The organism is Nonomuraea cavernae (assembly GCF_040655715.1).
In the GTDB taxonomy this organism is placed as follows: domain Bacteria; phylum Actinomycetota; class Actinomycetes; order Streptosporangiales; family Streptosporangiaceae; genus Nonomuraea; species Nonomuraea cavernae_A.
Genome location: NZ_JBFAKL010000022.1, coordinates 70410 through 94916, shown reverse-complemented (window position 1 = coordinate 94916; position 24507 = coordinate 70410). Strand labels below are relative to the sequence as shown.

Below are 24507 nucleotides of genomic sequence, written 5' to 3'. Positions count from 1 at the left end.
GACCTGCGACAGGAAAGGAACAAGCGATGCCATTCGCCGTTGCGCGAACGAGGGACGAGGCGCACCTCTACCTCGACCTCCACCCGTGCGCCTGCGGTTCGGTCGAGACGACCTGGGACACCGCGCTGGTGACCGCCGGCGGCGAGCTGACCTCGCGCTACTCGGGCGTCTGCGACGACTGCGGCAGCGAGCGGGAGTTCCTCTTCGGCCTGCCCGAGCGCGAGACGATGACCGGCGAGTTCCCCTCCTTCGGCGGCGCCGAGCCGTCCCAGCTGCTCGACGCCGGCGAATGGCTCTGGGTGGCCGACCTGACGGCGGGCAACGTCCCCACCGACGACGAGCCCGCCGCGCGTCAGGCGCTGACGATCGCCACGGCGGCGGTCGAGGAGGTGGTCAAGTTCATCCCGGCGGGCCAGGACAGGGTGCCCGACCACGCCTTCTGGTCGGCCCAGGGCCGCAACGTGCGCGACGCCGAGCCGGGCAGGTTCTCCCTCGACCGCCTCCTCATCGTCCGCGACACCTACCGCGAGCTGGCGGCCGCCCATGCCTGAGGCCAGGACGATCGCCGAGGCGTACGTGCACATCGGGCTCACGGTCGCAGACGGAGCGCCGGGCCGCGACCCCGACTACAGCCGCTGGACCACCCTCACGGAGGGCGACGACGCCTGGACGCTGGTCTTCGACCACGCCGGCCACCACATCGAGCTCCGCGTCCCCTACCAGACGGAGTACGAGGCCAGGCGCGACGGCCTCCACTTCGGCCCCGGCACCTCGACCCTGGTCGACGCGGGCCAGTGGGTCCTGGTCTCCGCCGCCTACGCCCGGATGGCCGTGGAGGACGACATCCTGTCCTCTCCCGACGCCGCCGACGGCTGGGAGCTGGCCAGGGACGCCGCGTTGGAGGCGGCCAAGTTCATCCCCGAGGGTGAGGAGGAGCCGGCGCCGAGCGCGTTCTGGACCCCCCTCGGCACGCAGGCCCGCGCGCAGGAGCCCGAACGCTTCACCCGGCGGCGGCTGCGTGACGACATCGACTTCTACCAGGAGAGCCTCGACCGTCTGCGGCCCGGATAACCGGTTGCCCGGCCGGACGGCCACCTGCTGCACTACGAGGTGACAGCCGCCGACCAAGGAGCGAAACATGCGAGGAACGTTCATGTCCACCCAGGAAAGGATCATCAGCCTCACAAAGGACATGACGCTTCGTGCGAACGCTCAACTTGGGAATTCTGGCGCATGTAGACGCCGGTAAGACGAGCCTGACCGAGCGGCTGCTGCACGCCGCCGGTGTCATCGACGAGATCGGCAGCGTCGACGACGGCAGCACCCAGACCGACTCCCTGGCGCTGGAACGACGGCGGGGCATCACGATCAAGTCCGCCGTGGTGTCGTTCGTCGTCGGCGACGTCGCGGTCAACCTGATCGACACCCCTGGTCATCCTGACTTCATCGCCGAGGTCGAACGCGTGCTCAACGTGCTCGACGGCGCGGTGCTGGTCGTGTCGGCGGTGGAAGGGGTGCAGCCGCAGACCCGCGTGCTGATGCGCACGCTGCGACGGCTGCGCATCCCGACGCTCGTCTTCGTGAACAAGATCGACCGTCGCGGCGCGCGTGACGCCGACCTGCTGCGAAGCATGTCCGAGAAGCTGTCCCCGTCGATCGTCGCGATGGGTTCGGCCCTCGCCCTGGGCACCGCTCGCGCCGCCTTCACGCCGCATGCTCCGGACGACCCCGGCCTCGTCACCGCGCTGGCCGAGCTGCTCACCGGCCACGACGACACGCTGCTGGCCGCCTACCTCGACGACGAGAAGGCACTCACCCATGAGCGGCTGCGCCGCGAGCTCGCGGCGCAGACCGGGCGGGCGCTGGTGCACCCGGTGTTCTTCGGCTCGGCGATCACGGGCGCGGGCGTGCACGCGCTGATCGCCGGCGTCCGCGAGCTGCTGCCCGCCGGCGGGGGCGACGCCGCCGGACCGGTCTCGGGCACCGTCTTCAAGGTCGAACGCGGCCCGTCCGGCGAGAAGATCGCCTACGTCCGGCTCTTCTCGGGCACGGTACGCCTGCGGGACCGGCTGCCGTTCGGTCACCACGGCGCGGGGAAGGTCACCGCGATCAGCGTCTTCGACCACGACTCGGACGTCCGGAGCGCGTCGGTGTCGGCGGGACGGATCGGCAGGATCTGGGGGCTCGACGACATCCGCATCGGTGACCGGATCGGCGAGCCCCGCGCCACGTCCGATGACCACCACTTCGCCCCGCCGACGCTGGAGACCGTCGTCGTGCCCCTCGACCCGGCCGCCAGGGGCGCGCTGCACGCCGCGCTCGCCCGGCTCGCCGAGCAGGACCCGCTGATCGACCTACGGCAGGACGACGTCCGGCAGGAGCTCTCCGTCTCCCTGTACGGCGAGGTGCAGAAGGAGGTCATCCAGGCGACGCTGGCGGAGGAGTTCGGCGTCGACGTCACCTTCCGCGAGACGACGACCATCTGCGTCGAACGCCCGGCCGGCACCGGCGAGGCCGTCGAGGTGATCGCCAAGGAGCCCAACCCGTTCCTGGCGACCGTCGGGCTCCGCGTCGACCCGGCCCCCGTCGGGTCGGGCGTGCGCTTCGTGCTGGAGGTCGAGCTCGGCTCGCTGCCGTCGGCGTTCCTCAGGGCGATCGAGGAGACCGTGCGCGAGACGCTGCGCCAGGGCCTGCGCGGCTGGCAGGTCACCGACTGCGTGGTCACGCTGACCCGGTCGGGCTACTGGGCGCGGCAGAGCCACTCGGGCGGGGTGTTCGACGCCGGCATGTCGAGCACCGCCGGAGACTTCCGCCACCTGACGCCGCTGATCCTGATGAGCGCGCTCAGGCGGGCGGGCACCCGGGTGTACGAGCCCATGCACCGCTTCCACCTCGATGTCCCGGCCGAGGCGGTAGGGGTGGTCATGCCCGTCCTGGCGGGCCTGCGCGCCGTGCCCCGCGACTCGGTGGCGAGCGACTCCTCGTACGTGCTGGAGGGCGACCTCCCGGCGGCCCACGTGCACGCGCTGCAGCGGCGGCTGCCGTCGCTGACCGGCGGCGAAGGCGTCCTGGACTGCGCCTTCGACCACTACCAGGAGGTGACCGGCACTCCCCCGTCCCGGCCGCGCACCGACCACAACCCGCTCGACCGCAAGGAGTATCTGCTGCACGTCATGCGCTCCGTCTAGCCTGCCGGGCAGGCCCCGAGGCCCGGCGAAGGGCGGACTCGTCCACCGCTCGGGCAGGTAGCGCAAGAACGGGATGGCGGCGCCATCGTCGCCCAGCGGGAGTCTTCACACCGGCAGCGCGGTCGAGGCCATCAGCAGGAGCGCGACTCCCAAGCCGACGTCGAGTACGAAGCACGCTTCAGTGAGCGAGCGGCTGACGACCTTATCGCGGACGAAGTGGATCACGTCCCAGATCGCGTGTCCGATTGCGGCAGCGGCCGCCAGGTATACGGCCAACGCCGGACTGGACATCATGGCCGTCAGGGCGATGGCGCTGAAGCCTACGAATCCCAGCACTTGCACTCCGACTTCCCGGCGATCGACCCCGGTGCCGCGAAGGAACCCGAAGACCGCGAAGCCTGCGCCCATGACGAGCAGCGTCACGGTCGGATCGAGTCCCGTGAGGCGGGCAAGGACGACCGCGACGCTCGCGACGACCACCATCACCCAGACGCTTCGACGCGATCCGACAGCAGCGGCGGCGAGGTAGCACATCGCCGCCAGCATGATGATCATTGCGGTCACATGGGAATCCGCTCCGTTTGAGATATTGGCGATCAGCGCCAGCAGACCGAGGACGGACGGCCAGCGTGCGAGGAGGTGATGTCCGACAGCCGCGGCGCGGCCAGACGGATGATGGTGTGCGTGGGTGTCGAGATTCGTGGTGTTGTTCATACTCGGCAGTCTCTGCTCGGTCCCCGCTGGGTGGACCCGTGCATCTGTCACGAAAAGTTCGTGCACCCTGAAGAGCTTGACGTCAGACCCACCCGTTCTCGTGTGCGATCCGGTAGGCCTCTGAGCGGGTGTCCGCTCCGAGTTTGTGGGTGACGATGGCGAGGTAGTTGCGTACGGTTCCTGGCGAGAGGAAGAGTTCCCGTGCGACCTCCCGGACTGGCCGGTCTGCTTTCGCGGTCAGAAGCACTTCGGTCTCGCGTGGCGTCAGCGGTGTCGGCGGCATGGTGAGCGCATCTGCGGCGAGTACGGGATCGACGTAGCGCTGTCCTTCGTGTACACGACGCACGACGTCGGCCAGCGCGGTGCCGGGGGCGCCCTTGGCGAGGAATCCCCGCGCTCCGGACGACAGTGCCTGGCGCAGCACGTAGGGATGACCGTGGCCGGTGAGTATCACCCCGGCGCACTCGGGTAGCACGCGGCCGAGTTCCACGATGACGCCTAAACCGTCGAGTTTCGGCATCTGTAGGTCGACGACTGCGACATCTGGTCGGTGCGTCACCGCCTGTTCGACCGCCTGCCGGCCGTCACTGACGACGCTCACGACCTTGATGTCCGGCTCGCGCTCCAAGAGCCCGGCGAGCGCCTCTCGAATCAACTCGTCGTCCTCGGCCAGGAGGACCCGGATCGGCGAGCTCATCGGGACCACCCCGAATCGTGTCGGCATTCCACTTTCACCTCAAAACGGTTCTTATCGGCCTGGCGATCGACGATCAGATGGGCGCCCATGGCGGTGCAGCGGGCCGAAAGCGTCGCCAGACCGGTGCCGCCGGACACCTCACTCCGCGCGGCCTCGCGGACTCCGTCATTCACCACGATCAGGCTGATGAACGGTTCGGTGTCCGCAATGGTGATCGACACATGCCGTGCGTCACTGTGTCGCAGCACATTCGTGACCGCCTCTCGGACCACCGCCGCCAGGAGACGTGACAGCGCCTGGGGTATCCGTGGAAGAACTTCCCGGTCGGCATCGATGCTCGCCTCGATTCCGGCCGAACGGAGCACGAGGTCGGCGGCCTGGAGCTGGGTTGCGAGGTCAGCGGTCGTCTCGCCGTGGATCGCCCGCCGGACTTCGACGAGCGTATCGTTCGCGAGCTTGCGGATCCCCTCGCTTTCCTTGGCTGCCTGGGCGGGGTCACGGCGGGTGAGGTCCGCGGCCAGTTCTGCTTTGAGGGCGATGATGCCGAGGCGATGCCCGAGCACGTCGTGGAGGTCGCGGCTGACGCGCAGGCGCTCCTCGGCGACCGCGAGTTCCGCCTGCGCCGCCCGCCCGGCCTGCGCCGCCCACAGCAGCCGCAGCAGCCACACGAATGCTTGGCACATCGCCATTACCACCAGGGCGCAGCCGAGCGCTGTCAGGACACTTGCGGCGATTGCGGTATCGAACACGATGCCACCGATCGAAGCCGCAGTTCCCAAGACCACCGCCGCCACGATTCCCGTCTGCCACGTGATCAGCGCACAGGCGGCGATCGCGAAGCCCGCTAACCATGCCCAGGGTTGCTCTCCACGCTCCGCCCACCCGTACGTTGGTGCCCACAGCGCCAATGAGACGGTCAAGAGGAGTGCGGTCCTCCACCATGCGGCTCCGAGGGCAAGACTCGGGCTTACCGCGACCCACAACACCAGCATCATGGCGGCACCGAATATGGCCAGCCCGGTCACGAATACCGCAGCGAGCAACATGCTCGGAGGCGTCGTCAAGGACATCGGGATGATCAGCGCCCACGCAAAGCAGGCCATCAAGACGCCAAGCACGATCAAGCGAGGACCTGGTCGATTCACCGATCTTGGATTATCCACTTATTGCGTCTTTCGTTGACCCGACCGACATCCTGTCGAATAGAGAGGGGCGTCGGGGCTTTCCCGCCAGGCGGACGGTCTGGGGGTCGGGCCAGCGGTGCGCGCCCTGAAGCGTTTCGCGTTTGAGGGTGGCGTTGAACGCGATCGCCACGATCCTCAGCGTCACGAACAGCCAGCACAACGAAAGAACCTTGCCCCGCGATCACGCGGGGCAAGGTTCGAACGTTGATCATTGGGTGGAGCTATGGGGATTCGAACCCCAGACCTCCTCCATGCCATGGAGGCGCGCTACCAACTGCGCCATAGCCCCTTGCTGCGTGCACCAGTGTATCGGACTCCGCAGACGGTCAAGCACCCCCAAACCGCGCACGGCAAAGGGGAGCCGACGTCATGGGCAAGGGTCAACCGGCGTCGCCGGCCCGGTCGATGAGGCCGGCGAGCTCGGTCACCATCGGGTCCTCGGCGGTGCCGGCGAGACGGCGGGCGTGCTCGCCGAGCGTGGGGAGGTCGAGGCCGAAGGCCTCGCGGTCGCGCAGGTAGACGGCGAAGGCGGCGGCGACCACGTTCACCTGGAGCCGGAGGGGGGCATCCGACCAGACAGACTCAGCGAGAGCGCCCGCGTCGAGCGACTTGCTCGCCTCGGCGGGCCTCCTGGTGTCGGGATCCTGCCAGCGCACGGTGGTCTGGGCGAGCTGGCCCGTCGCGCCCGGCTTGAGGCGCACGGAGTAGAGGGCGGTGACCGAGTGGCCGGGGCCGATCTCGCCGCCGTCGCGGCTGTCGTCTCTGAACTCCTCGGCCTTCAGCGCGCGGTTCTCGTAGCCGATGAGCTGGAAACTCTCGACCACCGACGGGTTGAACACCACCTGCGCCTTGGCGTCGCGGGCCCGCAGCTCGATGGTGGCGGGAAGTTGCTTGACGAAGACCTTGTCGGCCTCCTCCTGGCTGCTGACGTAGACGGCGGCGCCGTCGCCGTTGTCGGCCAGTTGCTCCATCAGCTCGTCGCCGTACTCACGGCCGACGCCGACGGTGAGGAGGGCGATCTGCCGGCCGGCGTGTTCCTTGACCCGGTCGAGGATGGTCTGCCATGCGGTGCTGCCCTGGTTGGCCAGACCGTCGGAGAGCAGGATGACCCGGTTCGTGGCTGCGGGGCGGAAGGCCTTGGCCGCCTCCTGGTAGCCGGCGACCAGGCCGGACTCGAGGTCCGTGCCGCCCTGGACGGTGAGTTCGTCCACCGCGCGGTGCAGGTCGGCGCGGGCGGCGAGCGGAGTCATGGAGGCGAGCAGCCGGGCCTCGTCGCTGAAGGACACGATCGATACCTGGTCACCGGGGGCGAGCTGGTCGAGCAGCGTGTGCAGGGCCTGCTTGACCAGGTCGAGCCGGCCGGTCTCGGCCATCGAGCCCGACACGTCGACCACGAACGTGAGGTTGGCGGGGCGCCGGGAGGCCGCGGCGGAGCCGCGGGTCTGCAGCCCCACGCGCAGGACCGCCTCGTCGCGGGTCATCCGCGCGCCGTCGAGGTGGACGGTGAAGCCGTCGTCGGGGGGCTCCACGTAGTCCTGCCTGAAGGAGTTGACGAACTCCTCCGGCCGGATCTGCCCGGGTTCGGGCCAGCGCCCTTCCTGGAGCGTGCGGCGCGTGTAGGCGTACGAGGCGGTGTCCACATCGAGGGCGAAGGTGGAGATCTGGGTCTCGGCCGGGGCCTTCTCGCTCTTGCGGGGCGAGGGCTTGGCGGTCGGGACCGGTTGCCGGTGCTCGCTGCTGGGGGCGCGCTCCCCGGAGTCGCCGGAGCCTCCGGGGCCACCACCGCACGCGGCGAGCAGGAGCACGCCAACAAGTCCGACGCCTATCGCTAAAGGACGAAATTTCACTGCAAACACCTCCATGCCGTATGACGGCCCTGGTGAACGGGTGGCCGGGCCGGTGACGTAAGCGAGCGCAAACCGCGACCGCCGCGTGATCGGTTGTGGCAAAGCGGGCATATCCGGTAGGCATGGGTGCCGTGCGCGTCTATTTGGGCTTGGCCGCAAGGCGGCAGGACATCCCGGCCCGTGTCCTCGACCGGGTTCGAGCCTCCGTCGAAACCGCTTTCCCCGTGCCCGCCGAGGTGATCCGCGGCCGGGAGTGGCACGGCAGGGGCGTGTCCCTGTTCGGGTGGTCCAACGAGCCCGACGACTCGCGGCGGCCTCCGCTGATCTCCGAGGAGGCCGGCCGGGTCCTCGGGCTGAACGGTCACCTGGCCGATCCGGCCGACGCCGCGAAGCTGCCCGGCGACACGGTGGGCGGCTGCTTCTCCGCCTGGATCGCGCGTGACGGCGAGCTGACCGCGAGCACCGCGATCAACCGGGTCTGCCCGGTCTTCTACGCCGAGACGCCCGAGTTGCACGTCGTGGGCAGTCGCGCCCTGCTCGTGCACCTGGCCGCCCAGCAGGTGGACCGGATCGACCACGACGTACGAGCCCTGCAGACGATGATCAGGCAGGGCTTCTTCCTGTCGGACGAGACCCCGTACCAGGGGGTGTCGGCCCTGCGCCCCAGCTCGCGGATCGACATCCGGGGCGGGAGCCGTACGATCACCGAGACTCCGCTGCCGGAGGCGGCGCCCGCGCCCACGTCGGCGCGGCGCAAGCGGGCGGCCGTCGACGAGCTGGCCGACGCGTTGCTGGCGACGGTCGCGCCGCTGCGCGAGGCCGGCGAGCCGGTGAACCTGGCGCTGACCGGCGGGCGCGACACCCGCATCCTGGCGGCGTTGCTGCACGCGGCGCGGGTGCCGTTCCGGGTGACGACGAACGGGCTCGACACGCATCCCGACGTGATCCTCGCCCGGCAGATCGCGGCCAGGCTCAAGGTGGAGCACACGGTCATCGCGCCGCCGCAGACCGCGGCGAAGGACGCGGTGATCGTGGAGCACCCGCTGAGCCGGGCCTGGGAGACGCTGCGCACGTGTGAGGGGATGACCTCGGCGTACGAGTCGATCGTGAGCTACCTCCCCTACTCCGGCAAGCCGACCATGTCCGGGCAGAGCGGTGAGACCCTCCGGGCGGGCAGCCTTAATCTGCTCCAGACGGACCTTGGCGACAAGGCACTGCTCCGGCGGATCAATAACACGTTCTACAAGGACGAGAAGCTGTTCACCGCCGAGGCGAACGAGCACGCGCGGGAGCTGGCCAAGCCGTGGCAGGCCCGGCCGAACCGGCTGGAAGCGCTGGACCACATCTACATCTGGTACAAGGTGGGCCGCTGGCAGGCCAGCGCCAGGGCGGGCTCGCTGCGCCGGGGCGACCCGGTCCGGCCGTTCCTGGACAACCGGGTGGTGCGGGCGGCGTTGAGCCTGGATCAGGGCTGGCGACTCTCCGAAGAGGTGATTTATTCGCTTATTTTGCGCTTTGCCCCCGAGCTGCGGGACGTCCCGATCGAGGGCAAGCCGTGGCGGTTCGCGGAGGGAATGGAGGCACGCCGGTCGCGGTGGTTCGAGCGGACGCACGTGCCGCCCGCGCATATGCCGACGCCCAGGACCGGCGGCGGGTGGAGCTGGCGCACCAGCCCGGGCCCGGCACTGACGGACGTGCTGCGCGAGCAGGTGCTCGGCGGCCTCGACGCGCTGACCCCGATCGTCAACCCGGACGAGGTGCGCGCCCTGTTCGCCGATCCCGTGGTCAAGAAGCCCGCCCTGGCCTGGCACCTCTACACGGTCAGCGCGCTGCTCACCGGCCTCTACCCCGGCAAGCAGCCCGAAGGCCTGGAGGCGATCAGCGTCTCCCGGCCAGGAGCCTGACCCGCGCCCGCCGCGCTCATCCCACGCCGGCGCGGCCGTCCGGGGCGACCTCCTCGGCTCCTCATCCACCCCTCGGCGCGGCCGTCGCGGAGGGGACCTCCTCGGCGCGGGCGCGGGCCCGGCGCCAAGCGAGCGCGGCCGGCACGCCGGCGGCCAGTCCCGCCGCCCCCGCGACGCCCAGCGCGCCCGCCACACCCACCTTCGTGGCCAGCAGCCCGCCCACGATCATGCCCACCCCTTGGGCGGCGACCAGGGCGGAGGAGGCGATCCCCAGCACCTGGCCGCGCTGCTCAGTGGGGACGATCCGGACGAACTCCGCGTTCGCCGTCACCTGGTAGGCGCCGAGCGCCCCCACGAGCGCCCACAGGAGCAGCGCCGCGACCGGACCCGGGACCAGCGCCGAGACCAGCAGCGGCACGCTCGCGGCGCACGCCAGCGGTCCGAGCAGCCGCAGCCGCGTCTCGGTGGGGCAGAACCGGGTGAAGAGGAACACGCCCAGCACGTTGCCCACCGGCATCGCGGCCATGAGCAGGCCCACCATCACGGTGCCCTGGCCGACCCCGGCGGCGTAGGGGGCGGCCAGCGCCTCCGGCACCACCTGGAACCCGGCGAGCATGGCGAGCGCCAGCAGGCCGCGCAGCCGGTGGTCGGAGACGAGCAGGCGCAGCCCCGCCAGCGGCCCGCCGAGCCGCCCCGGGCCGTCCCCCGCGGCCCGTGCGGCGGGACGCGGCCGGACGCCGCGCAGCACGATCAGCGCGGCCAGCATGAAGGCCGCCGCGTTGAGCGTCAGCGACCCGGTCGTGCCCACCGCCGCCACCAGCACGCCCCCCGCCGCGAAACCGGCCAGGCTGACGATCTGTGAGGTGAGGTGCTGGACCGCGATGCCCGACTGGTAGACGTCCTTGGGCAGGATGTCGGGCGTCAGCGCCATCTGGGCGGCCACGGCCGGCGATTCGAGCAGCTGCGAGGCGAAGACCAGGACGCACAGCACCGGCAGCGGGATTCCCGGCACGGCCACCAGCGCGATCAGCGCGGCTCGGGCCAGCCCGCAGACGACGATCAGCCGCCGGCGGGGGTATCGGTCCGCCAGCCCGCCCAGCAGCGGCCCGCCGATCAGCGCCGGCACCAGGGTGAGGGCGTACACGAGCGCGGTCACCGCGGCGGACCCGGTGCGCTCGTAGGCGAGCACCGCCAGCGCCACCCGGCCCAGCTGGGTCCCCGCGCGCACGGCGGCCATCGCGCCCCAGAGCGCCCGGAACTCAGGGACGGCGAACGCCCGCCGGAAGGCCCCCGTTCCACCGCTCTTCATCGCCGCCTCCTCTCAGCCGTTCGTCTCAGCCGTTCGCCTCAGCCGTTCGCCTCAGCCGCTTGTCGTCGCACAGGGCGGCCGGCGGCGTACTGAAAGCGCCGCCGGCCGCAGGGTGAGTCAAGGCCGTCCGGAGACCGGGAACCGGCGCACGGTCCCCGTCCAACCGGCCCGGCCTGGTCCACTCAGTTCCAGATGATGTCGCGCATCTCGGAACCCACCTCCCCTTCAGTGCCCGTCGTTGTCCTTCGGCCGCTCAGGTCCAGATGAGGTCGCGCATCTCAGAACCTCCCTCTCCTTGAGTCCCCGTCGTTGTCGTACGGCCGATCAGTGCCATTCGAATTCGCGCATCTCAGAACCCCCTTCTTCTTGAGTCCCCGTCGTTGTCGTCCGGCCGATCACTGCCAGTCGAAGCCGCGCAGAGCTCTGCCCCACTTCCCCGTTGGACCGCCCGCCGGACGGAGAGACGCGGGCCGTCACCTCCCTTTCTGCCAGGCCGGGTTGATGCGCGAGCTATACGCCGGCTACACGCCTTCCGTCACTCCGCGCCGGGGGTCGGGCCGGCCGCGTCTCCCCGGCCTTCGCGGACCCGCGCGAGCAGGTCCATGGCCTCGGCCCGCATCAGTGGGGAGGCGAGGCTGTCGAGCCGCGGCAGCAGGCGCTCGATCGTCTCCCCGGCCTGCGCGAGATCCCCCAGGCGCAGCAGGGCGCCGCCGACCGCCAGGCCGATCTTGCAGAGCACCAGGGCCAGTTCGGAGCGTTCGGCGTGGTCGAGCGCCAGCGCGAGCTGGGTCCGGGCCTGCCGATGGTCGTCCGCCTCGATGGCCACCTGGGCCAGGCCGAGCCGGGCGAACGCGCCTCCCGTGAAGTCGCCCACCCGGTTGGCCGCCTCCGCAACCGTGAGGAACGCGTCCCGGGCCTCCCCCGCGCGTCCCACCCTCAGGTAGACCTCGCCCAGCCAGAACAGGGTGTTGAGCCGCTTCCAGTCGCCGCGGCTCTTCTCCGCGACGCGAACGGCCTCCTCCAGGTACCGCAGCGCCTCGGCCACGCGGCCCTCGACGAGGTGGATCTGCCCGATGCAGCGCAGTGTGTGGGCCTCTCCCGAGTGGTCGTCCAGGAGTCTGAAGGTCTCGCGTATCCGCTCGTAGCGGCGCAGGGCGACGGCATGCTCGCCGCGCGTGCGCTCCAGGTGGGCGAGCATCCGCCAGACCTCCGCCAGCCCGTGCTCGTCCCCGATCTCGACGAAGATCTGCTCGGACAGCTTCAGCGTCAGCGCGGCCTCCTCCAGGGCTCCGGTGAGCACGTCCAGTTCCGCGGAGAGCGCCGGCACGATGGCCTGGGCCCGGCGGTCTCCGGACTCCTCCGCCGCCCGGCCCGCGATCGACAGCATCTCCCGGTACTCACCCGCGCAGCACCGGATGTCGTACAGCCAGCCGCCCATCAGGGCGATCCGCCAGCACTCGTCGAAGAGCCCGTGGGCCGACGTCTGCCGCAGGACACCGAAGACGGTGGCGGCCTCGGCCTCCAGCCAGTCCACGGCGTGCTCCGCCGCGTGCCGTACGACCTCCTCCTCCATGGGGACGGCCAGCTCCTCGGCGAGCCGGGCGTAGTAGTCGTGGCCCCGGTTGGCGCCCCGGGCCTCGGCGGCGAGCCGGAGCAGGTGCCGGGCGGCCGACGAGATCACGGACACCGCCATGTCCGCGGTCTCCTCCTCCGCCATCCGTTCCCGGCAGTAGGTGCGGACCAGGTCGTGCATCCCGTACCTGATCTGCCCCGTGCCGTCGACGCCGGTCACCCGCAGCAGGTGGATGTCCGTCAGGCGCTCCAGCATCTCCTCCGTGTCGGCCGGGCGCTCGCCGCTGACCGCGATGGCCAGCCACGACCCCGCCTCGGGGACGTCGAGGAAGGCCAGCCGCCGCAGCAGGCGGCGCTCCGCCTCGCCGAGCGCCTGGTAGCTCAGATCGAGACCGGCCCGCACGGCGAGCCCCGAGTAGGACAGCTCGTCCAGGCGGCGCTGCTCGTCGGCGAGCCGCCTGGCCAGCTCCCCGATGCGGCGGTGGGGCCGCGCGGCGAGCCGCGACCCGGCGATGCGCAGCGCGAGCGGCAGCCCGCCGCAGAGCCGCGCCACCTCGCGGGCCTCCCGGTCCTCGGCCGCGACGCGCTCGCTCCCGGCGATCCGGCCCAGCAGCTCGACCGACTCCTCCCCGTCGAAGGGGAGCAGTTCGACGGTGGTCTGCGCGCCGAGACCGGCCAGCCGTCTGCGGCTGGTCACGAGGACGGCGCAGGCGCCCGCGCCGGGCAGCAGCGGCCGTACCTGACTCTCGTCGGTCGCGTTGTCGAGCACCACGAGCACCCGCCGGTCCGCGAGCATCGTCCGGTAGAGCGCGGACCGCTCGTCGCGGCCCTCCGGGATCTCCCTCCCGTCGACGCCCAGCGCGCGCAGGAAGCCGGCCAGCGCCTCGGCCGGGTCGGCCGGCCTGCTGTCGGCCCCCCGGAGATCCACGAAGAGCTGGCCATCGGGGTAGCTCTCGCGGATCCGGTGCGCGGCGTGCACGGCGAACACGGTCTTGCCGACCCCTGGCGGGCCGGTGACCGCGCGGATCTGCGGCGCGTTCCCCTGCTCGCCGGCCAGGGCGGGCAGGACCTGAGCCAGTTCCCGATCCCGCCCGGTGAAGTCGGAGGTGTCCGCCGGGAGCTGGGCGGGCGCGCCACCGCACGCCCGCGCGGGCCCGTCGGTCTCGGCCCCGGACAGGAACCCGATCGGCGGCGGGGCGAGGGCCGGATCGGCGCGCAGGATGGACTGCTCCAGTTCGAGCACCGCCTGGCCCGGGTCCAGCCCGTGTTCCTCGACCAGCCTGTGGCGCAGGTCGCGGGAGAGGTCGAGGGCCTCGGTCCGGCGGCCACCTCGGTAGAGCGCGAGCATGAGCTGCGCGTGCAGCCGCTCCCGCAGCGGGTGCTCCGCCACCAGCCGCCGCAGCTCGCCGATCGCGTGGTCGTGCCGTCCGAGCGCGAGCTCGGCCTCGATCAGCCTCTCCACGCAGCCGAGCCGGGTCTCCTCCAGATGGGCCCGGACCGCCTCGACGTAGGCTCCGGACGCGTCGCTCAGCGCGGGGCCGCTCCAGAGCGCGAGACCCCGGCGCAGCGACCGGACCACCTGCTCGGGCCGCTGCCCGGCCCCGGCCTGCCGGGCGCACTCTTCGAACAGGGCGAGATCCAGGTTCGCGGCGTCGGCCTGTAACGTGTAGCCGCCACGGGACGAGACCACCTCGTCGATGCCGAGGGCGCGCAGCTCGCGGCGGATGACGTGGATCCCCGAGTAGATCTGGGCACGGGCCGAGGGCGGGGGCGCGCCACCCCATAGCGCGTCGATCACTGCGTCCATGGTGACGACCCGGCCCGCGTTGAGCAGCAGGAAACCGAGCAGACCGCGCCGTTGGGACCGGCCGAGGGCGCTCACCGCGCCACCGCCGCATACGCGGACAGGCCCTAGAACGGTGAAGGTCAGGCCGCCCCCGTGCGGCGCCTCAAGCGTCATTTGACGATCTTTACTGATTTAGCCAGTTTTCAGCAATTTGGCAGCAAACTGGTCGATTTGAGCTTTTTGCCGGGCCTCTCGGCCGACCCGATATCAGCACCAGGTCAGGCGTTCACCAGTGCAGCAGGAGCATCTCGGCGGAGAATCCGGGGCCGAGCGCGAGGAGCGCGGCGGGCTGGCCTGGGCGGGGAGGCGTCTGCTGGAGAACGTGCAGCACCGACACCGACGACAGGTTGCCGTGCTCGCGCAGTGACCGCCGGGTCAGCCGCATGGCCTCGTCAGGCAGGCCGAGCGCCGCGGCGAGCGTGTCGATCACCTTGGGGCCGCCGGGATGGAAGATCCAGGACGCGACCTGGTCCGGGGTCAGGCCGTAGTCGGCGAGGAAGTCCTTGACGTCACCGCCGACCTTCCGCTCGACGAAGTCGGTGAGCCCGGCGTCGAGCACGACGCGGAAGCCGTGCTCGCCGATCTCCCAGCCCATGAGGTGCTCGGTGCCGGGATAGAGCCTGCCGCGCGTGGCGAAGACCTCCGGCCCCGGCCCGTGCCCGGTGGCCACGACCGCCGCCGCGCCATCCCCGAACAGGGCCCCGGCGATGAGGTTCGCGACCGAGGTGTCGTCGCGTTGCACGGTCAGCGAGCAGAGCTCCACGCAGACCAGCATCGCCACGTGATCCGGCCAGCCGCGCAGGTAGTCGTTGAGCCGGGACAGGCCCGCCGCCCCCGCCGCGCAGCCCAGCCCGAACACCGGCACCCGCTTGACGTCGTCACGCAGCCCGGCGCGCTGGGCCAGCCGGGCGTCGAGCGAGGGGGTGGCGAGCCCGGTGGTGGAGCAGAGCATCAGGTGGTCCACCTTCTCCGGCGGCAGACCCGCTTTCTCCAGCGCCCCGCTGATCGCCCGTTCGCCCAGGTCCAGCGCCGCCTCGACGTACGCCTCGTTCGCGCGGGTGAACGAATCGAGCTTGGCGTAGTCCTCCAACGGGAGCGCCAGGTTGCGGCCTTCGACGCCGACGGCGGCGTGGAAGCGTTCAAGGAGGTCCCGGTCGGCCGCGGTCAACTGGGAGAACGCCTCGGTGATCTCCGCCTGCGCGTAGCGGTGACCGGGCAAAACGGTCTGTACCCCCGAAATGTGCATGCCTTCTCTCTGCCGCAGGGAACCGAGGGCTAACATGCGGCCATGCTCATGCCCGAACGCGTGCCGACGATCGCCGTGCTGGCCTTCGACGGGATGGCGCCGTTCGAGTTCGGCTGCGTCGTGGAAATCTTCGGACTGCCCCGGCCGGAGGCGCACGGACGCGGCGCCCGGATGGTGTCGAAGACGTAGGGGGCTCAGGGACGGGTGGCGGCTCTCGGGCCCGGTTCGAGGACGGCGTAGGCGTCGCGGACCCATTCGGTCAGGACCGGCCGGGTGCCGGCCGGGTCGATGATGTCCTCCACCAGGAAGGCCTCCGCCGTGCGGAACGGCGACCGGACCGCTTCCAGGCGGGCCGCGATCTCGGCCTTGAGGGTCGCGGCCTCCGGACCCGCCTCGGCCAGCATCCGTTTGAAGGCCACCTCCAGCCCGCCCTCGATCGGCAGCGAGCCCCAGTCGCCCGACGGCCAGGCGACGCGCAGGCCGTACCTGTGGTGGGGCCGGTGGGCGGCGCCCGCGACCCCGAAGACACGGCGGACCAGCACCGACGCCCACGGCACCGTCGACTGGTAGACGGCGGCCAGCGCACGGGCGCCGTGACGGATCGTGCCGGCCCGCTCGGCGGTGGTGCCGATCACGAAACCGGGCTGGTCCACGAGGTGCACGACGGGCAGGTGGAAGGTCTCCGCCAGATCGACGAACCGGGCGGTCTTGTCCGCGCCCTGCGCCGTCATGCCGCCGCCGTACACGCGCGGGTCGCTCGCCAGCACCGCCACCGGATGCCCGTCGAGCCGGGCGAGCGCGGTGATCGTGGACGGAGCGAACCGCCGGCCGAGCTCCAGCACGCTGCCGGTGTCGAAGACCAGGTCAAGGACCCTGCGCATGTCGTACGGCCGGCGGCGGTCGCGGGGCACGATTCCGGCCAGCTCCGGCTCGGCGCGGCCGGGGTCGTCGCCGGACGGTGTGACGGGCGGGAGCCGCCAGGCGCTCTGCGGCAGGTAGGACAGCACCCGCCGGGTCAGCGCGAACGCCTCCTCCTCCGAGGCCGCGACCAGGTCCACGGTGCCCGCCGCCGAGGTCGCCCGCCAGCCACCGAGTTCCTCCTTGCCCACGCTCTCCCCCATCCCGGCCTCGACCACGGCCGGACCGGCCACGAACACCTGGGAGAGCTCCTTCACCATGATCGACACGTGCGAGGTGACCAGGCGGGCGGCGCCGAGCCCGGCGACCGGTCCGAGCCCGAGCGCGATCACCGGGACCCTCCCGAGGTTGGCCACGACCTGGTCCCAGCCGGGGTTGAACGGCACGTACGTGCGGCCGAAGTCCTCCAGTTGCTTGACGCTGCCCCCGCCGCCGGTGCCGTCGATCAGCCGGACCAGCGGGACCCGCATCTCCCCCGCCATCCGCTCGGCCAGGATCTGCTTGTCGTGGATGGCCGCGTCGGCCGCCCCGCCGCGCACGGTGAAGTCGTCGCCCGCCACGACGATCCGCCGCCCGCCGAGCGTCGCCCGGCCGATGATGACGTTCGACGGCGTGAAGCCGTCAGGCCCGGTGGCGTGGCCGGTCAGGGCGCCGATCTCGGTCCAGGAGTCGGTGAGCGCCGCGAGGCGTTCGCGGATGGTGAGCCGCCCGGTGGCGTGCTGGCGGGCGACCCGTTCCTCGCCTCCCATCCGCTCGGCCAGCTTCCTTCGGCGCTCCAGTTCCGCGAGTTCGGGCTCCCACACGGCGTCTCCCATCCGTACCGGCTGGTCGGTAGGTTAGTCGAGACCGGGATGAATGAGAACGACCCGGACAGGGTCAGACCAGCACTCCCGGATTGAGCACCCCGGCGGGGTCCAGGGCCTGTTTGGCCGCCCGGAGCGCGAGCGCGAACGGCTCGGGCCGCTGGCGGTCGTAGAAGGGCCGGTGGTCGCGGCCGACCGCGTGGTGATGGGTGATCGTGGCGCCGTGGCGCAGCAGCACCTCCGACACCCGCCCCTTGAGGTCGTCCCACTGTGCGACCTCCTCGCCCCGGATCGCGGGCGCCAGCACCGTGTAGTAGGGCGCCGGACCGTCGGGGTAGGCGAAGGCCAGCCGGCAGCTCACCGCGATCCCTTCGCCGAACGTCCCCATCACGGCCTCGTGCAGCGCCGGGAACCGGTCCCAGGTGACGGCGGTCTCGAACGTCTCCGCGATCAGGCCGAGCCCCGGGTAGGCGTTGCGCAGATAGGGCATCCGGGTGAACGTGCCCTTCCACTCCTGGTCGGCGCGCGCCCCACCCGGCGAGCCACCGGCCTCGCCCGCCTCGCCGCCGTGCCCGCCGGTGATCTCCAGAGCCCGCGTCAACCAGGCGTCGACCGGGTGGTCGGCCGACTCGAACCCCACGATGAGCACCGCGTGCCGCCCGTCCCCTCCGGAGGCCAGCGCCGCCTCGCGGGCGTCGAGCAGCCGGCAGTTCGACGGATGCAACCCCGACTGGGCGAGATCGTGCACGGCCGCCACCGCCGCCTCCCAGGAAAGGAAGCGCACCGGCACGGACACCTTGAAGGCGGGCCGCTCCTGCACCCGCACCCAGGCCCGGGTGATCACCCCGAGCGCGCCCTCGGACCCGAGCAGCCACCGGTCCGGCGAGGGCCCGGCCCCGGAGCCGGGCAGCCGCCTCGACTCCCACACCCCGGCCGGAGTGATCGCCCGCACCGCCTCGACCAGATCGTCGATGTGCGTGTGCAGGGTCGCGTAGTGCCCGCCCGCCCGGGTCGCGATCCACCCGCCCAGCGTGGAGAACTCATAGGACTGCGGGAAGAACCGCAGTCGCAGCTCCCCGGGCAGTTGCCCGTTGATCGCCGGCCCCGGCGCCCCGGCCTCTACCAGCGCCGCCCGCGACACCTCGTCCACCTCCAGCACCCGGCGCATCCGGCCGAGGTCGAGGCAGACGGCCGGCCCGTCGAAGCGCGCCTCCACCCCGCCCACGACGCTGGTGCCGCCGCCCCTCGGCACGACGGCCACCCCTTCGGCCGAGGCCCACCCGAGAACCCGCTCGACCTCGCTCTCGTCCCTCGGCCTGGCCACCAGGTCGGGCGCGGTGCCGAAGTCGCCCCGGTAGGCCCTGATCAGGTCGCGGTAGGCCTGCCCGTAGGTGCGCGTCACGCGCTCGTACGGCTCGGCCGAGCAGAACTCCCGCAGCTCACCGGGAACGGGCACGCCCGAGGGCGCGAGGCGTACCCGCTCGAAGGGCACCGGCTCCTCCCACGCGGCCGGATCCCCGATCCCCGTGTACGCGGCCGTCAGCCGCGCCATCTCCCGTAACTCATCCGGATCCGGCTCGGGACCCCACGCCCAATGACTCGTCGACATGGAGTCGATTGTCAGGGTGCGAGCAGGTCGTAGTCCAAGGTGTAGGAGTGGGAGCCGTCGGGGGCGATGAGAATGTCCATCTGGCCGCGAAGTCCGCGCAGCTCGCCGGTGCCGGAGTCGGGGACGACGGTGACGCGCAGCGACTGTTCGCCGAGGTCGCTGACGGCGCTGTGCTGGACGACGAAGGAGCCGGAACGGCCGTCGAGGGCGCCCTCGACGCGTTCCAGGGCGACGTATGACCGCGAGTCGGCCACCTCGGTCGTGGCCATGAGCATGGTGACGACCGAGGTGGCGGTCAGGTCGCCATGGAAGGTCTTGCGGAGGGTGACCTGACCGAGCGAGATGCCGTCGCGGTCGTCGAAGGGCGGCTGGGCGTTCCAGTCGGCGATGTCGAAGGTGCCTTTGGCTGTCATGGGTCCAGACTGCCGGTCATACCTGTCAGCTCGTGTCAGGTACGGCGTGCCGCAGGAAGTCGTTGCCGAACGTGCCCGCCGGGTCGTAACGGCTGACCAGCTCACGGAAGCGTTCCGGGCACGACGGCCACCTGGTGAAGAGCTTGCCCCAGTGCGGTCGCGGATCGAAGGGCGCCAGGACGTCCTCGACCAGGGTGAGCACCGGCAGCACCGCCGCCCAGTCCTTGACCCAGGTGAAGTGCACGGCCACGCTGTCACGGTCGCGGCTCGGGCTCATCCACAGGTCGTCGGCCGCGACCGTGCGCACCTCGGAGATCTGCAGGACGGGCCGGATCCGGTCGCCGACGGCCGTCAGCGCGGCCAGTGCCTCGGTGGCGTGCTCCCTGGGCAGCAGGAACTCCGACTGCAGCTCGTCGCCCGCGCTGCTCGGCGGCGAGTCGGACCGGAAGTGCGGCAGTCGTTCGTGCCAGGGCCCGGGCACGCCGAGCTGCTCGGTGCAGCTGCCGGCCGGCATGCCGGGCACCGGATGACGCGGGCCGCCGGCCGGGCGGGTGCCGTACCAGTCGCCGGGAGGCAGCTCCGTGCGGCGCTTCAGCCAGACGCGGGTGGAGCGCCAGTCGGTGAAGAGGCTGACGCTGTGGCCGTCCGCCATGACCTCCTCGAAGGGGTAGCCGGGCGGCAGGTCCTCGCGGACGTACTGGCGCAGCTCGAAGGCGGGCACGAGGTCGAGCGTGAGCGTCGTGACGACGCCGAGCGCACCGAGCGCGACCACCGCGCCGGGGAAGTCGGCGTCACCGCGCTCCAGGGTCGCCATCGAGCCGTCGGCGGTGACGAGCTCCAGCCCGGAGACCGCCGCCGACAGGCTCCGGTTGGTGACGCCGGAACCGTGGGTGCCCGTGGCGACCGAGCCCGCGACCGAGATGTGCGGCAGCGACGCCAGGTTGGCCAGCGCGAACCCGTTCGCGTGCAGGACGGACGCGAGCCGCGCGTACGTCGTGCTCGCGCCGACCCGCACCCGCGCGGCCGCGCTGTCGATCTCCACGGCCTGCGGCATGCGGTCCAGGGCCACCAGCTCGCCCGGTGAGTCGGCGATCTCGTTGAAGGAGTGGCCGCTGCCCAGCGCGCGGACGGCGGGACTGCCCGCCACCAGCCGCTGGAGCTCGCCGAGCGTGGTGGGCCGGTGCACGTCGCGCGCGCGGAAGGCGATGTTGCCCGCCCAGTTGGTCAGCACGCCCGGCGATCTTACGCCTCAACCGCACACGGGAACAGCCGCCCATTCGGGAGAACCGTTCTGGACGAGGTCGCGAGCACGGTGCCAGGCCGTGGGAGATCGCCGAGTGTCATCCGGCTCCGGCCAACTCCCAGCCAACTCCCAACATCTCCCAGCACTGGGAGTTGGCGCCCTGCGCGCGTATTCGCCGCCGCACCTGGGAGGTCAGGTCACGTTCTCAGCTGAGAGACCGCTAGAAGCCCTGGGCGAGGCGATAGTAGGCCTGGTTCCAGCGCAGCTCCTTGGTGAACTGCCGGACGGTGGTGCCGGCGTCGATGACCAGCAGTTCGACGCCGAGCATGTCGGCCAGATCGGTGAGCTCCTCGGTGCCGACGGCGGTGGACAGCACGGTGTGGTGCGGGGCGCCGGCGGTCAGCCACGCCTCGGTGCTGGTACGCAGGCCGGGACGGGGCCGCCAGACCGCGCGGGCCACGGGCAGCGCGGGCAGCGGCTTGGGCGGCTTGACGATGTCGATCTCGTTGGCCACCAGCCGGAACCGATCGCCGAGGTCGGCCAGCCCCACCACGATCCCCGGGCCGGGCGCCGCGTCGAACACCAGCCGCACCGGATCCTCCCGGCCGCCGATGCTGAGCGGGTGGATCTCGCAGGTCGGCACGGCGCCGGCGATCGAGGGGCAGACCTCCAGCATGTGCGCGCCGAGGATGAGCTCCTCGCCCGGCGTCAGGTGGTAGGTGTAGTCCTCCATGAACGAGGTGCCACCGGGTGCCATCGACTTGAGCGTGCGCAGCAGCACCGCCGTCTTCCAGTCGCCCTCGCCGCCGAAGCCGTAACCGTCGGCCATCAGCCGCTGTACGGCCAGGCCGGGCAGCTGCCGCAGGCCGCCGAGGTCCTCGAAGTTCGTGGTGAACGCCCCGAACCCGCCGCGCTCCAGGAAGTGGCGCAGGCCCAGCTCGATCCGGGCCGCGTAACGCAGTGACTCGCGCCGCTCGCCGAGCAGCTCGGGGGCCACCCGGTAGCGCTCGTCGTACTCCTTGACCAGCGCGTTCACGTCCGCGTCGGAGGCGGCATCGACGACCTCGACCAGCTCGTTGACGCCGTAGGTGTTGACCGAGACGCCGAACCGCAGCTGGGCCTCCACCTTGTCGCCCTCGGTGACGGCCACGTCGCGCATGTTGTCGCCGAACCGCGCCAGTTTCAGGGTGCGCACCTCGGCCAGGCCGGAGGCCGCCCGCGCCCAGGCCAGGATGCGCTCGGCCACGTACGGGTCGCTGACGTGGCCGGCGACGGTCTTGCGGGCGACGCCGAGCCGGGTCTGGATGTGGCCGAACTCGCGGTCGCCGTGGGCGGCCTGGTTGAGGTTCATGAAGTCCATGTCGATGGTGCTCCACGGCAGCTCCACGTTGGCCTGCGTGTGCAGGTGCAGCAGCGGCTTGCGCAGCGCGTCGAGCCCGGCGATCCACATCTTGGCCGGTGAGAACGTGTGCATCCAGGCGATCACCCCGGCGCACGAGTCGTCGGCGCTCGCCTCCAGCATGATCCGCCTGATCGAGGCCGCGTCGGTGAGCACGGGCCGCCACACCACGGGCACCGGCAGCGCCTCGGCGATCCGCCGCGACTGCTCGGCGACCTGGCGCAGCGTGTCCTCGCCGTACAGCCCCTGGCTGCCGGTCAGAAACCAGATGTTCAACGCGGGCTCCTCTGTCCGTAGACGTTCTGGTAGCGGTCGTACAGGCGGTCGACGTCGTCCCGCGCGATGGGCAGCGGCTCACCGAGCTGCCTGGCGACGTGCACGGTGCGGGCGACGTCCTCGCACATCACGGCGGCCTTCACGGCGGCGCGCGGGTCCTTGCCGATCGTGAACACGCCGTGGTTGCGCATCAGTACGGCCGGCGAGCGGTGGCCCTTGAGCGTCGCCACGATGCCCTGGCCGATGGAGTCGTCGCCGATCAGCGCGAACGGCCCGACCGGGATCTCACCGCCGAACTCGTCGGCCATCGCGGTCAGCACGCACGGGACCGCCTCGCCGCGCGCGGCCCACGCGGAGGCGTAGGTCGAGTGGGTGTGCACGACGCCGCCCACCTCGGGCATGGCGCGGTAGACGTACGCGTGCGCGGCGGTGTCGCTGGACGGGCGGTGCTCGCCCTCGACCAGGTTGCCGTCGAGGTCGCAGACGACCATGGTCTCCGGGGTCAGCTCGTCGTAGGAGACGCCGGAGGGCTTGATCACGAACAGGTCCGCGCCGGGGATCCGGCCGGAGACGTTCCCGGCGGTCCAGGCGACGAGCCGGTTGCGTACCAGCTCGGCGTGCAGATCACTGACGATCCTCCGCATCTCGTACGGGCTCATGAGCGGGCTCCGTCCAGTGCCTGGGCCGCCGTGGCGCCGCGGGCCTCGTTCCTGATGGCGCGCAGCGCGTGCAGCACGCGCCCGTCGCCGAAGTGGTCGTGCAGGGCGCGGTACGCGGCGTAGAGCAGGTCGTAGACGCCGGCCCGGCGTTCGTCGGGCAGGTAGACGTCCTCGCTCCGCCGGCCCATGGCGGCGGCGGCCCGCTGGATGTCGGCGTAGGCCCCGGCGGCGACCGCCGCGTGGACGGCCGAGCCGAGCGCAGGGCCCTGCTCGGAGCCGATCACCGACAGGGGGCGGCGCAGCACGTCGGCGTACACCTGCATGAGGAACGGGTTCTTCAGCAGCCCGCCGGCCACGACGAACTCCGCCACGGGCACCCCCGCCGCCTCGAACGTCTCGACGATCATCCGCGCGCCGAAGGCGGTGGCCTCGACGAGTGCCCGGTAGACGTCCTCGGGCCGGGTGGCCAGCGTCTGACCGACGACCACGCCGGACAGGTCGTGGTCGACCAGCACCGAGCGGTTGCCGTTGTGCCAGTCGAGCGCGACCAGCCCGTGCGCGCCGACCGGCTGCGCGGCGGCCAGCTCGGCGAGCAGGTCGTGCACGGACAGGCCGCGTTCCTCGGCGCGGCGGGTGTAGGTGGCGGGCACGCAGGTGTCGACGAACCAGGCGAAGATGTCGCCCACCCCCGACTGGCCGGCCTCGTAGCCCCACAGGCCGGGCACGATCCCGTCGCGGACGACGCCGCACATGCCGGGCACCTCGGCCAGCCGGTCGGAGGACATCACGTGACAGGTGGAGGTGCCCATGATGGCGACCATCTGGCCGGGCCGGACCGCGTCGGCGGCGGCCGAGGTGACGTGCGCGTCGACGTTGCCGACGGCGACCGCGATGCCCTCGGGCAGCTTGGTCCATCCGGCGGCTTCGGCGGTCAGCCGCCCGGCCAGACCGCCCAGCGGAGACAGCTCATGCCCCAATTTGTCGATGAATCCCGAAAAATCGGGATTCAGTCCGGCGAGGAAGTCGGCCGACGGATAGGCCCCATCCTGAAAAATCCCTTTGTATCCCGCGGTGCAGACGTTGCGGCTCTCCACCCCGGTGAGCTGCCAGATGATCCAGTCGGCGGCCTCGATCCACCGCTCCGCCCTGGCGTAGACCTCGGGGTCCTCCTCCAGCACCTGCAGCCCCTTGGCGAACTCCCACTCCGCGGAGATCTTCCCGCCGTACCTGGCCAGCCAGGGCTCACGCCGCTCGGCCGCCAGCGCGTTGATCCGGTCGGCGTGCGCCTGCGCCGCGTGGTGCTTCCACAGCTTCGGCCAGGCGTGCGGCCGCTCGGGCGTCTCGTAGCAGAGCGGCGTGCCGTCGGCCCTGGCCGGCAGCACGGTGCACGCGGTGAAGTCGGTGCCGATCCCGATCACGCGGGCCGGATCGATCCCGGCCGCCGCCACCGCCTCCGGCACGGCGGTGCGCAGCACGTCGAGCCAGTCGTGCGGCGACTGCAGCGCCCAGTCGGGGCCGAGCCGCGCCCCGCCGCCGGGCAGCCGGTCCTCGATCACGCGATGGGCGAACTCGTGCACCGCCGTGCCGGCCTCGGCGCCGTCGGAGACGCGGATCACGACGGCCCGCCCCGACAGCGTCCCGAAGTCGACGCCGATCACATAACTGTCCGTGTTAGCGTTC

The 24507-nt window shown here is 71.6% G+C and carries 19 protein-coding genes and 1 tRNA gene; 5 read left to right on the top strand and 15 right to left on the bottom strand.

Going from position 1 to position 24507, the window contains the following annotated elements:
- Positions 1–26 precede the first annotated feature (26 nt).
- The 3 genes from AB0I38_RS28490 to AB0I38_RS28480 all read left to right on the top strand — a co-directional run bounded on the left by AB0I38_RS28490 (position 27) and on the right by AB0I38_RS28480 (position 3188).
- Positions 27–551, top strand: coding sequence for a hypothetical protein (locus AB0I38_RS28490; protein ID WP_358480844.1), 525 nt, complete (start codon positions 27–29; stop codon positions 549–551).
- Entirely contained in the window at positions 544–1071 is a 528-nt protein-coding gene (locus AB0I38_RS28485) for a hypothetical protein (protein ID WP_358480830.1), read from the top strand. The genes AB0I38_RS28490 and AB0I38_RS28485 overlap by 8 nt, the downstream gene beginning before the upstream one ends.
- A 131-nt stretch (positions 1072–1202) precedes the next feature.
- Positions 1203–3188: a translation factor GTPase family protein gene (locus AB0I38_RS28480; RefSeq protein WP_358480821.1), complete on the top strand. Its 1986-nt coding sequence runs from the start codon at positions 1203–1205 to the stop codon at positions 3186–3188.
- Positions 3189–3293: 105 nt separating this feature from the next.
- On the opposite strand, the gene AB0I38_RS28475 is transcribed toward AB0I38_RS28480, so the two are convergent.
- From AB0I38_RS28475 to AB0I38_RS28455, 5 genes are all read right to left on the bottom strand, one after another.
- Positions 3294–3902 carry a hypothetical protein gene (locus AB0I38_RS28475; RefSeq protein WP_358480808.1) on the bottom strand — a complete coding sequence of 203 codons (609 nt, stop codon included), beginning with the start codon at positions 3900–3902 and terminating at the stop codon, positions 3294–3296.
- A gap of 82 nt (positions 3903–3984) precedes the next feature.
- On the bottom strand, positions 3985–4599 hold the full coding sequence (locus AB0I38_RS28470; protein WP_358480797.1) for a response regulator transcription factor: 615 nt from the start codon (positions 4597–4599) through the stop codon (positions 3985–3987).
- Positions 4596–5717, bottom strand: a complete 1122-nt coding sequence (locus AB0I38_RS28465; RefSeq protein ID WP_358481721.1) for an ATP-binding protein — start codon at positions 5715–5717, stop codon at positions 4596–4598. Before AB0I38_RS28465 ends, AB0I38_RS28470 begins: the two co-directional genes overlap by 4 nt.
- Before the next feature lie 282 nt (positions 5718–5999).
- Positions 6000–6072: transfer RNA gene (locus AB0I38_RS28460), tRNA-Ala, on the bottom strand.
- A gap of 91 nt (positions 6073–6163) precedes the next feature.
- Positions 6164–7588 (bottom strand): vWA domain-containing protein, encoded by a 1425-nt coding sequence (locus tag AB0I38_RS28455; RefSeq protein WP_358480781.1) that lies wholly within the window; start codon positions 7586–7588, stop codon positions 6164–6166.
- 164 nt (positions 7589–7752) lie between these two features.
- Between AB0I38_RS28455 and AB0I38_RS28450 the strand changes: the two genes are divergently transcribed.
- Positions 7753–9534 (top strand): asparagine synthase-related protein, encoded by a 1782-nt coding sequence (locus AB0I38_RS28450; protein ID WP_358480768.1) that lies wholly within the window; start codon positions 7753–7755, stop codon positions 9532–9534.
- Positions 9535–9595: 61 nt separating this feature from the next.
- Here AB0I38_RS28450 and AB0I38_RS28445 read toward each other — a convergent pair whose 3' ends face one another.
- From AB0I38_RS28445 to AB0I38_RS28435, 3 genes are all read right to left on the bottom strand, one after another.
- On the bottom strand, positions 9596–10843 hold the full coding sequence (locus AB0I38_RS28445) for an MFS transporter (protein WP_358480746.1): 1248 nt from the start codon (positions 10841–10843) through the stop codon (positions 9596–9598).
- Between the two features lie 535 nt (positions 10844–11378).
- Positions 11379–14375, bottom strand: coding sequence for an AfsR/SARP family transcriptional regulator (locus tag AB0I38_RS28440; protein WP_358480718.1), 2997 nt, complete (start codon positions 14373–14375; stop codon positions 11379–11381).
- Between the two features lie 112 nt (positions 14376–14487).
- Entirely contained in the window at positions 14488–15507 is a 1020-nt protein-coding gene (locus tag AB0I38_RS28435) for a type III polyketide synthase (protein WP_358480700.1), read from the bottom strand.
- Between the two features lie 42 nt (positions 15508–15549).
- Between AB0I38_RS28435 and AB0I38_RS28430 the strand changes: the two genes are divergently transcribed.
- Entirely contained in the window at positions 15550–15696 is a 147-nt protein-coding gene (locus AB0I38_RS28430; protein ID WP_358480684.1) for a hypothetical protein, read from the top strand.
- Between the two features lie 5 nt (positions 15697–15701).
- Here the strand turns inward: AB0I38_RS28430 and AB0I38_RS28425 are convergent, their stop codons facing one another.
- The 7 genes from AB0I38_RS28425 to araB all read right to left on the bottom strand — a co-directional run bounded on the left by AB0I38_RS28425 (position 15702) and on the right by araB (position 24485).
- Entirely contained in the window at positions 15702–17228 is a 1527-nt protein-coding gene (locus AB0I38_RS28425; RefSeq protein WP_358480667.1) for an acyl-CoA carboxylase subunit beta, read from the bottom strand.
- 73 nt (positions 17229–17301) lie between these two features.
- On the bottom strand, positions 17302–18837 hold the full coding sequence (locus tag AB0I38_RS28420; protein WP_358480642.1) for an FAD-binding oxidoreductase: 1536 nt from the start codon (positions 18835–18837) through the stop codon (positions 17302–17304).
- A gap of 11 nt (positions 18838–18848) precedes the next feature.
- The gene (locus AB0I38_RS28415; protein WP_358480633.1) at positions 18849–19250 is read right to left on the bottom strand and encodes a DUF3224 domain-containing protein; all 402 of its coding nucleotides are present in this window, start codon (positions 19248–19250) and stop codon (positions 18849–18851) included.
- Positions 19251–19275: 25 nt separating this feature from the next.
- Positions 19276–20478, bottom strand: coding sequence for an FAD-binding protein (locus tag AB0I38_RS28410; RefSeq protein ID WP_436838790.1), 1203 nt, complete (start codon positions 20476–20478; stop codon positions 19276–19278).
- A 235-nt stretch (positions 20479–20713) separates the two neighbouring features.
- The gene (araA, locus tag AB0I38_RS28405) at positions 20714–22168 is read right to left on the bottom strand and encodes an L-arabinose isomerase (protein WP_358480596.1); all 1455 of its coding nucleotides are present in this window, start codon (positions 22166–22168) and stop codon (positions 20714–20716) included.
- Entirely contained in the window at positions 22165–22827 is a 663-nt protein-coding gene (locus AB0I38_RS28400) for an L-ribulose-5-phosphate 4-epimerase (protein WP_358480589.1), read from the bottom strand. The genes araA and AB0I38_RS28400 overlap by 4 nt, the downstream gene beginning before the upstream one ends.
- Complete coding sequence (gene araB / locus AB0I38_RS28395; RefSeq protein ID WP_436838789.1) at positions 22824–24485, bottom strand: ribulokinase; 1662 nt, start codon at positions 24483–24485, stop codon at positions 22824–22826. The genes AB0I38_RS28400 and araB overlap by 4 nt, the downstream gene beginning before the upstream one ends.
- Positions 24486–24507: the final 22 nt, after the last annotated feature.

Bases quoted from the DNA above. Each gene is read 5' to 3' on its own strand.
- AB0I38_RS28490 (WP_358480844.1), top strand. From the start codon at position 27: ATGCCATTCGCCGTTGCGCGAACGAGGGACGAGGCGCACCTCTACCTC.
- AB0I38_RS28485 (WP_358480830.1), top strand. From the start codon at position 544: ATGCCTGAGGCCAGGACGATCGCCGAGGCGTACGTGCACATCGGGCTC.
- AB0I38_RS28475 (WP_358480808.1), bottom strand. From the start codon at position 3,902: ATGAACAACACCACGAATCTCGACACCCACGCACACCATCATCCGTCT.
- AB0I38_RS28470 (WP_358480797.1), bottom strand. From the start codon at position 4,599: ATGAGCTCGCCGATCCGGGTCCTCCTGGCCGAGGACGACGAGTTGATT.
- AB0I38_RS28450 (WP_358480768.1), top strand. From the start codon at position 7,753: ATGGGTGCCGTGCGCGTCTATTTGGGCTTGGCCGCAAGGCGGCAGGAC.
- AB0I38_RS28445 (WP_358480746.1), bottom strand. From the start codon at position 10,843: ATGAAGAGCGGTGGAACGGGGGCCTTCCGGCGGGCGTTCGCCGTCCCT.
- AB0I38_RS28440 (WP_358480718.1), bottom strand. From the start codon at position 14,375: ATGACGCTTGAGGCGCCGCACGGGGGCGGCCTGACCTTCACCGTTCTA.
- AB0I38_RS28435 (WP_358480700.1), bottom strand. From the start codon at position 15,507: ATGCACATTTCGGGGGTACAGACCGTTTTGCCCGGTCACCGCTACGCG.
- AB0I38_RS28430 (WP_358480684.1), top strand. From the start codon at position 15,550: ATGCTCATGCCCGAACGCGTGCCGACGATCGCCGTGCTGGCCTTCGAC.
- AB0I38_RS28420 (WP_358480642.1), bottom strand. From the start codon at position 18,837: ATGTCGACGAGTCATTGGGCGTGGGGTCCCGAGCCGGATCCGGATGAG.
- AB0I38_RS28415 (WP_358480633.1), bottom strand. From the start codon at position 19,250: ATGACAGCCAAAGGCACCTTCGACATCGCCGACTGGAACGCCCAGCCG.
- AB0I38_RS28400 (WP_358480589.1), bottom strand. From the start codon at position 22,827: ATGAGCCCGTACGAGATGCGGAGGATCGTCAGTGATCTGCACGCCGAG.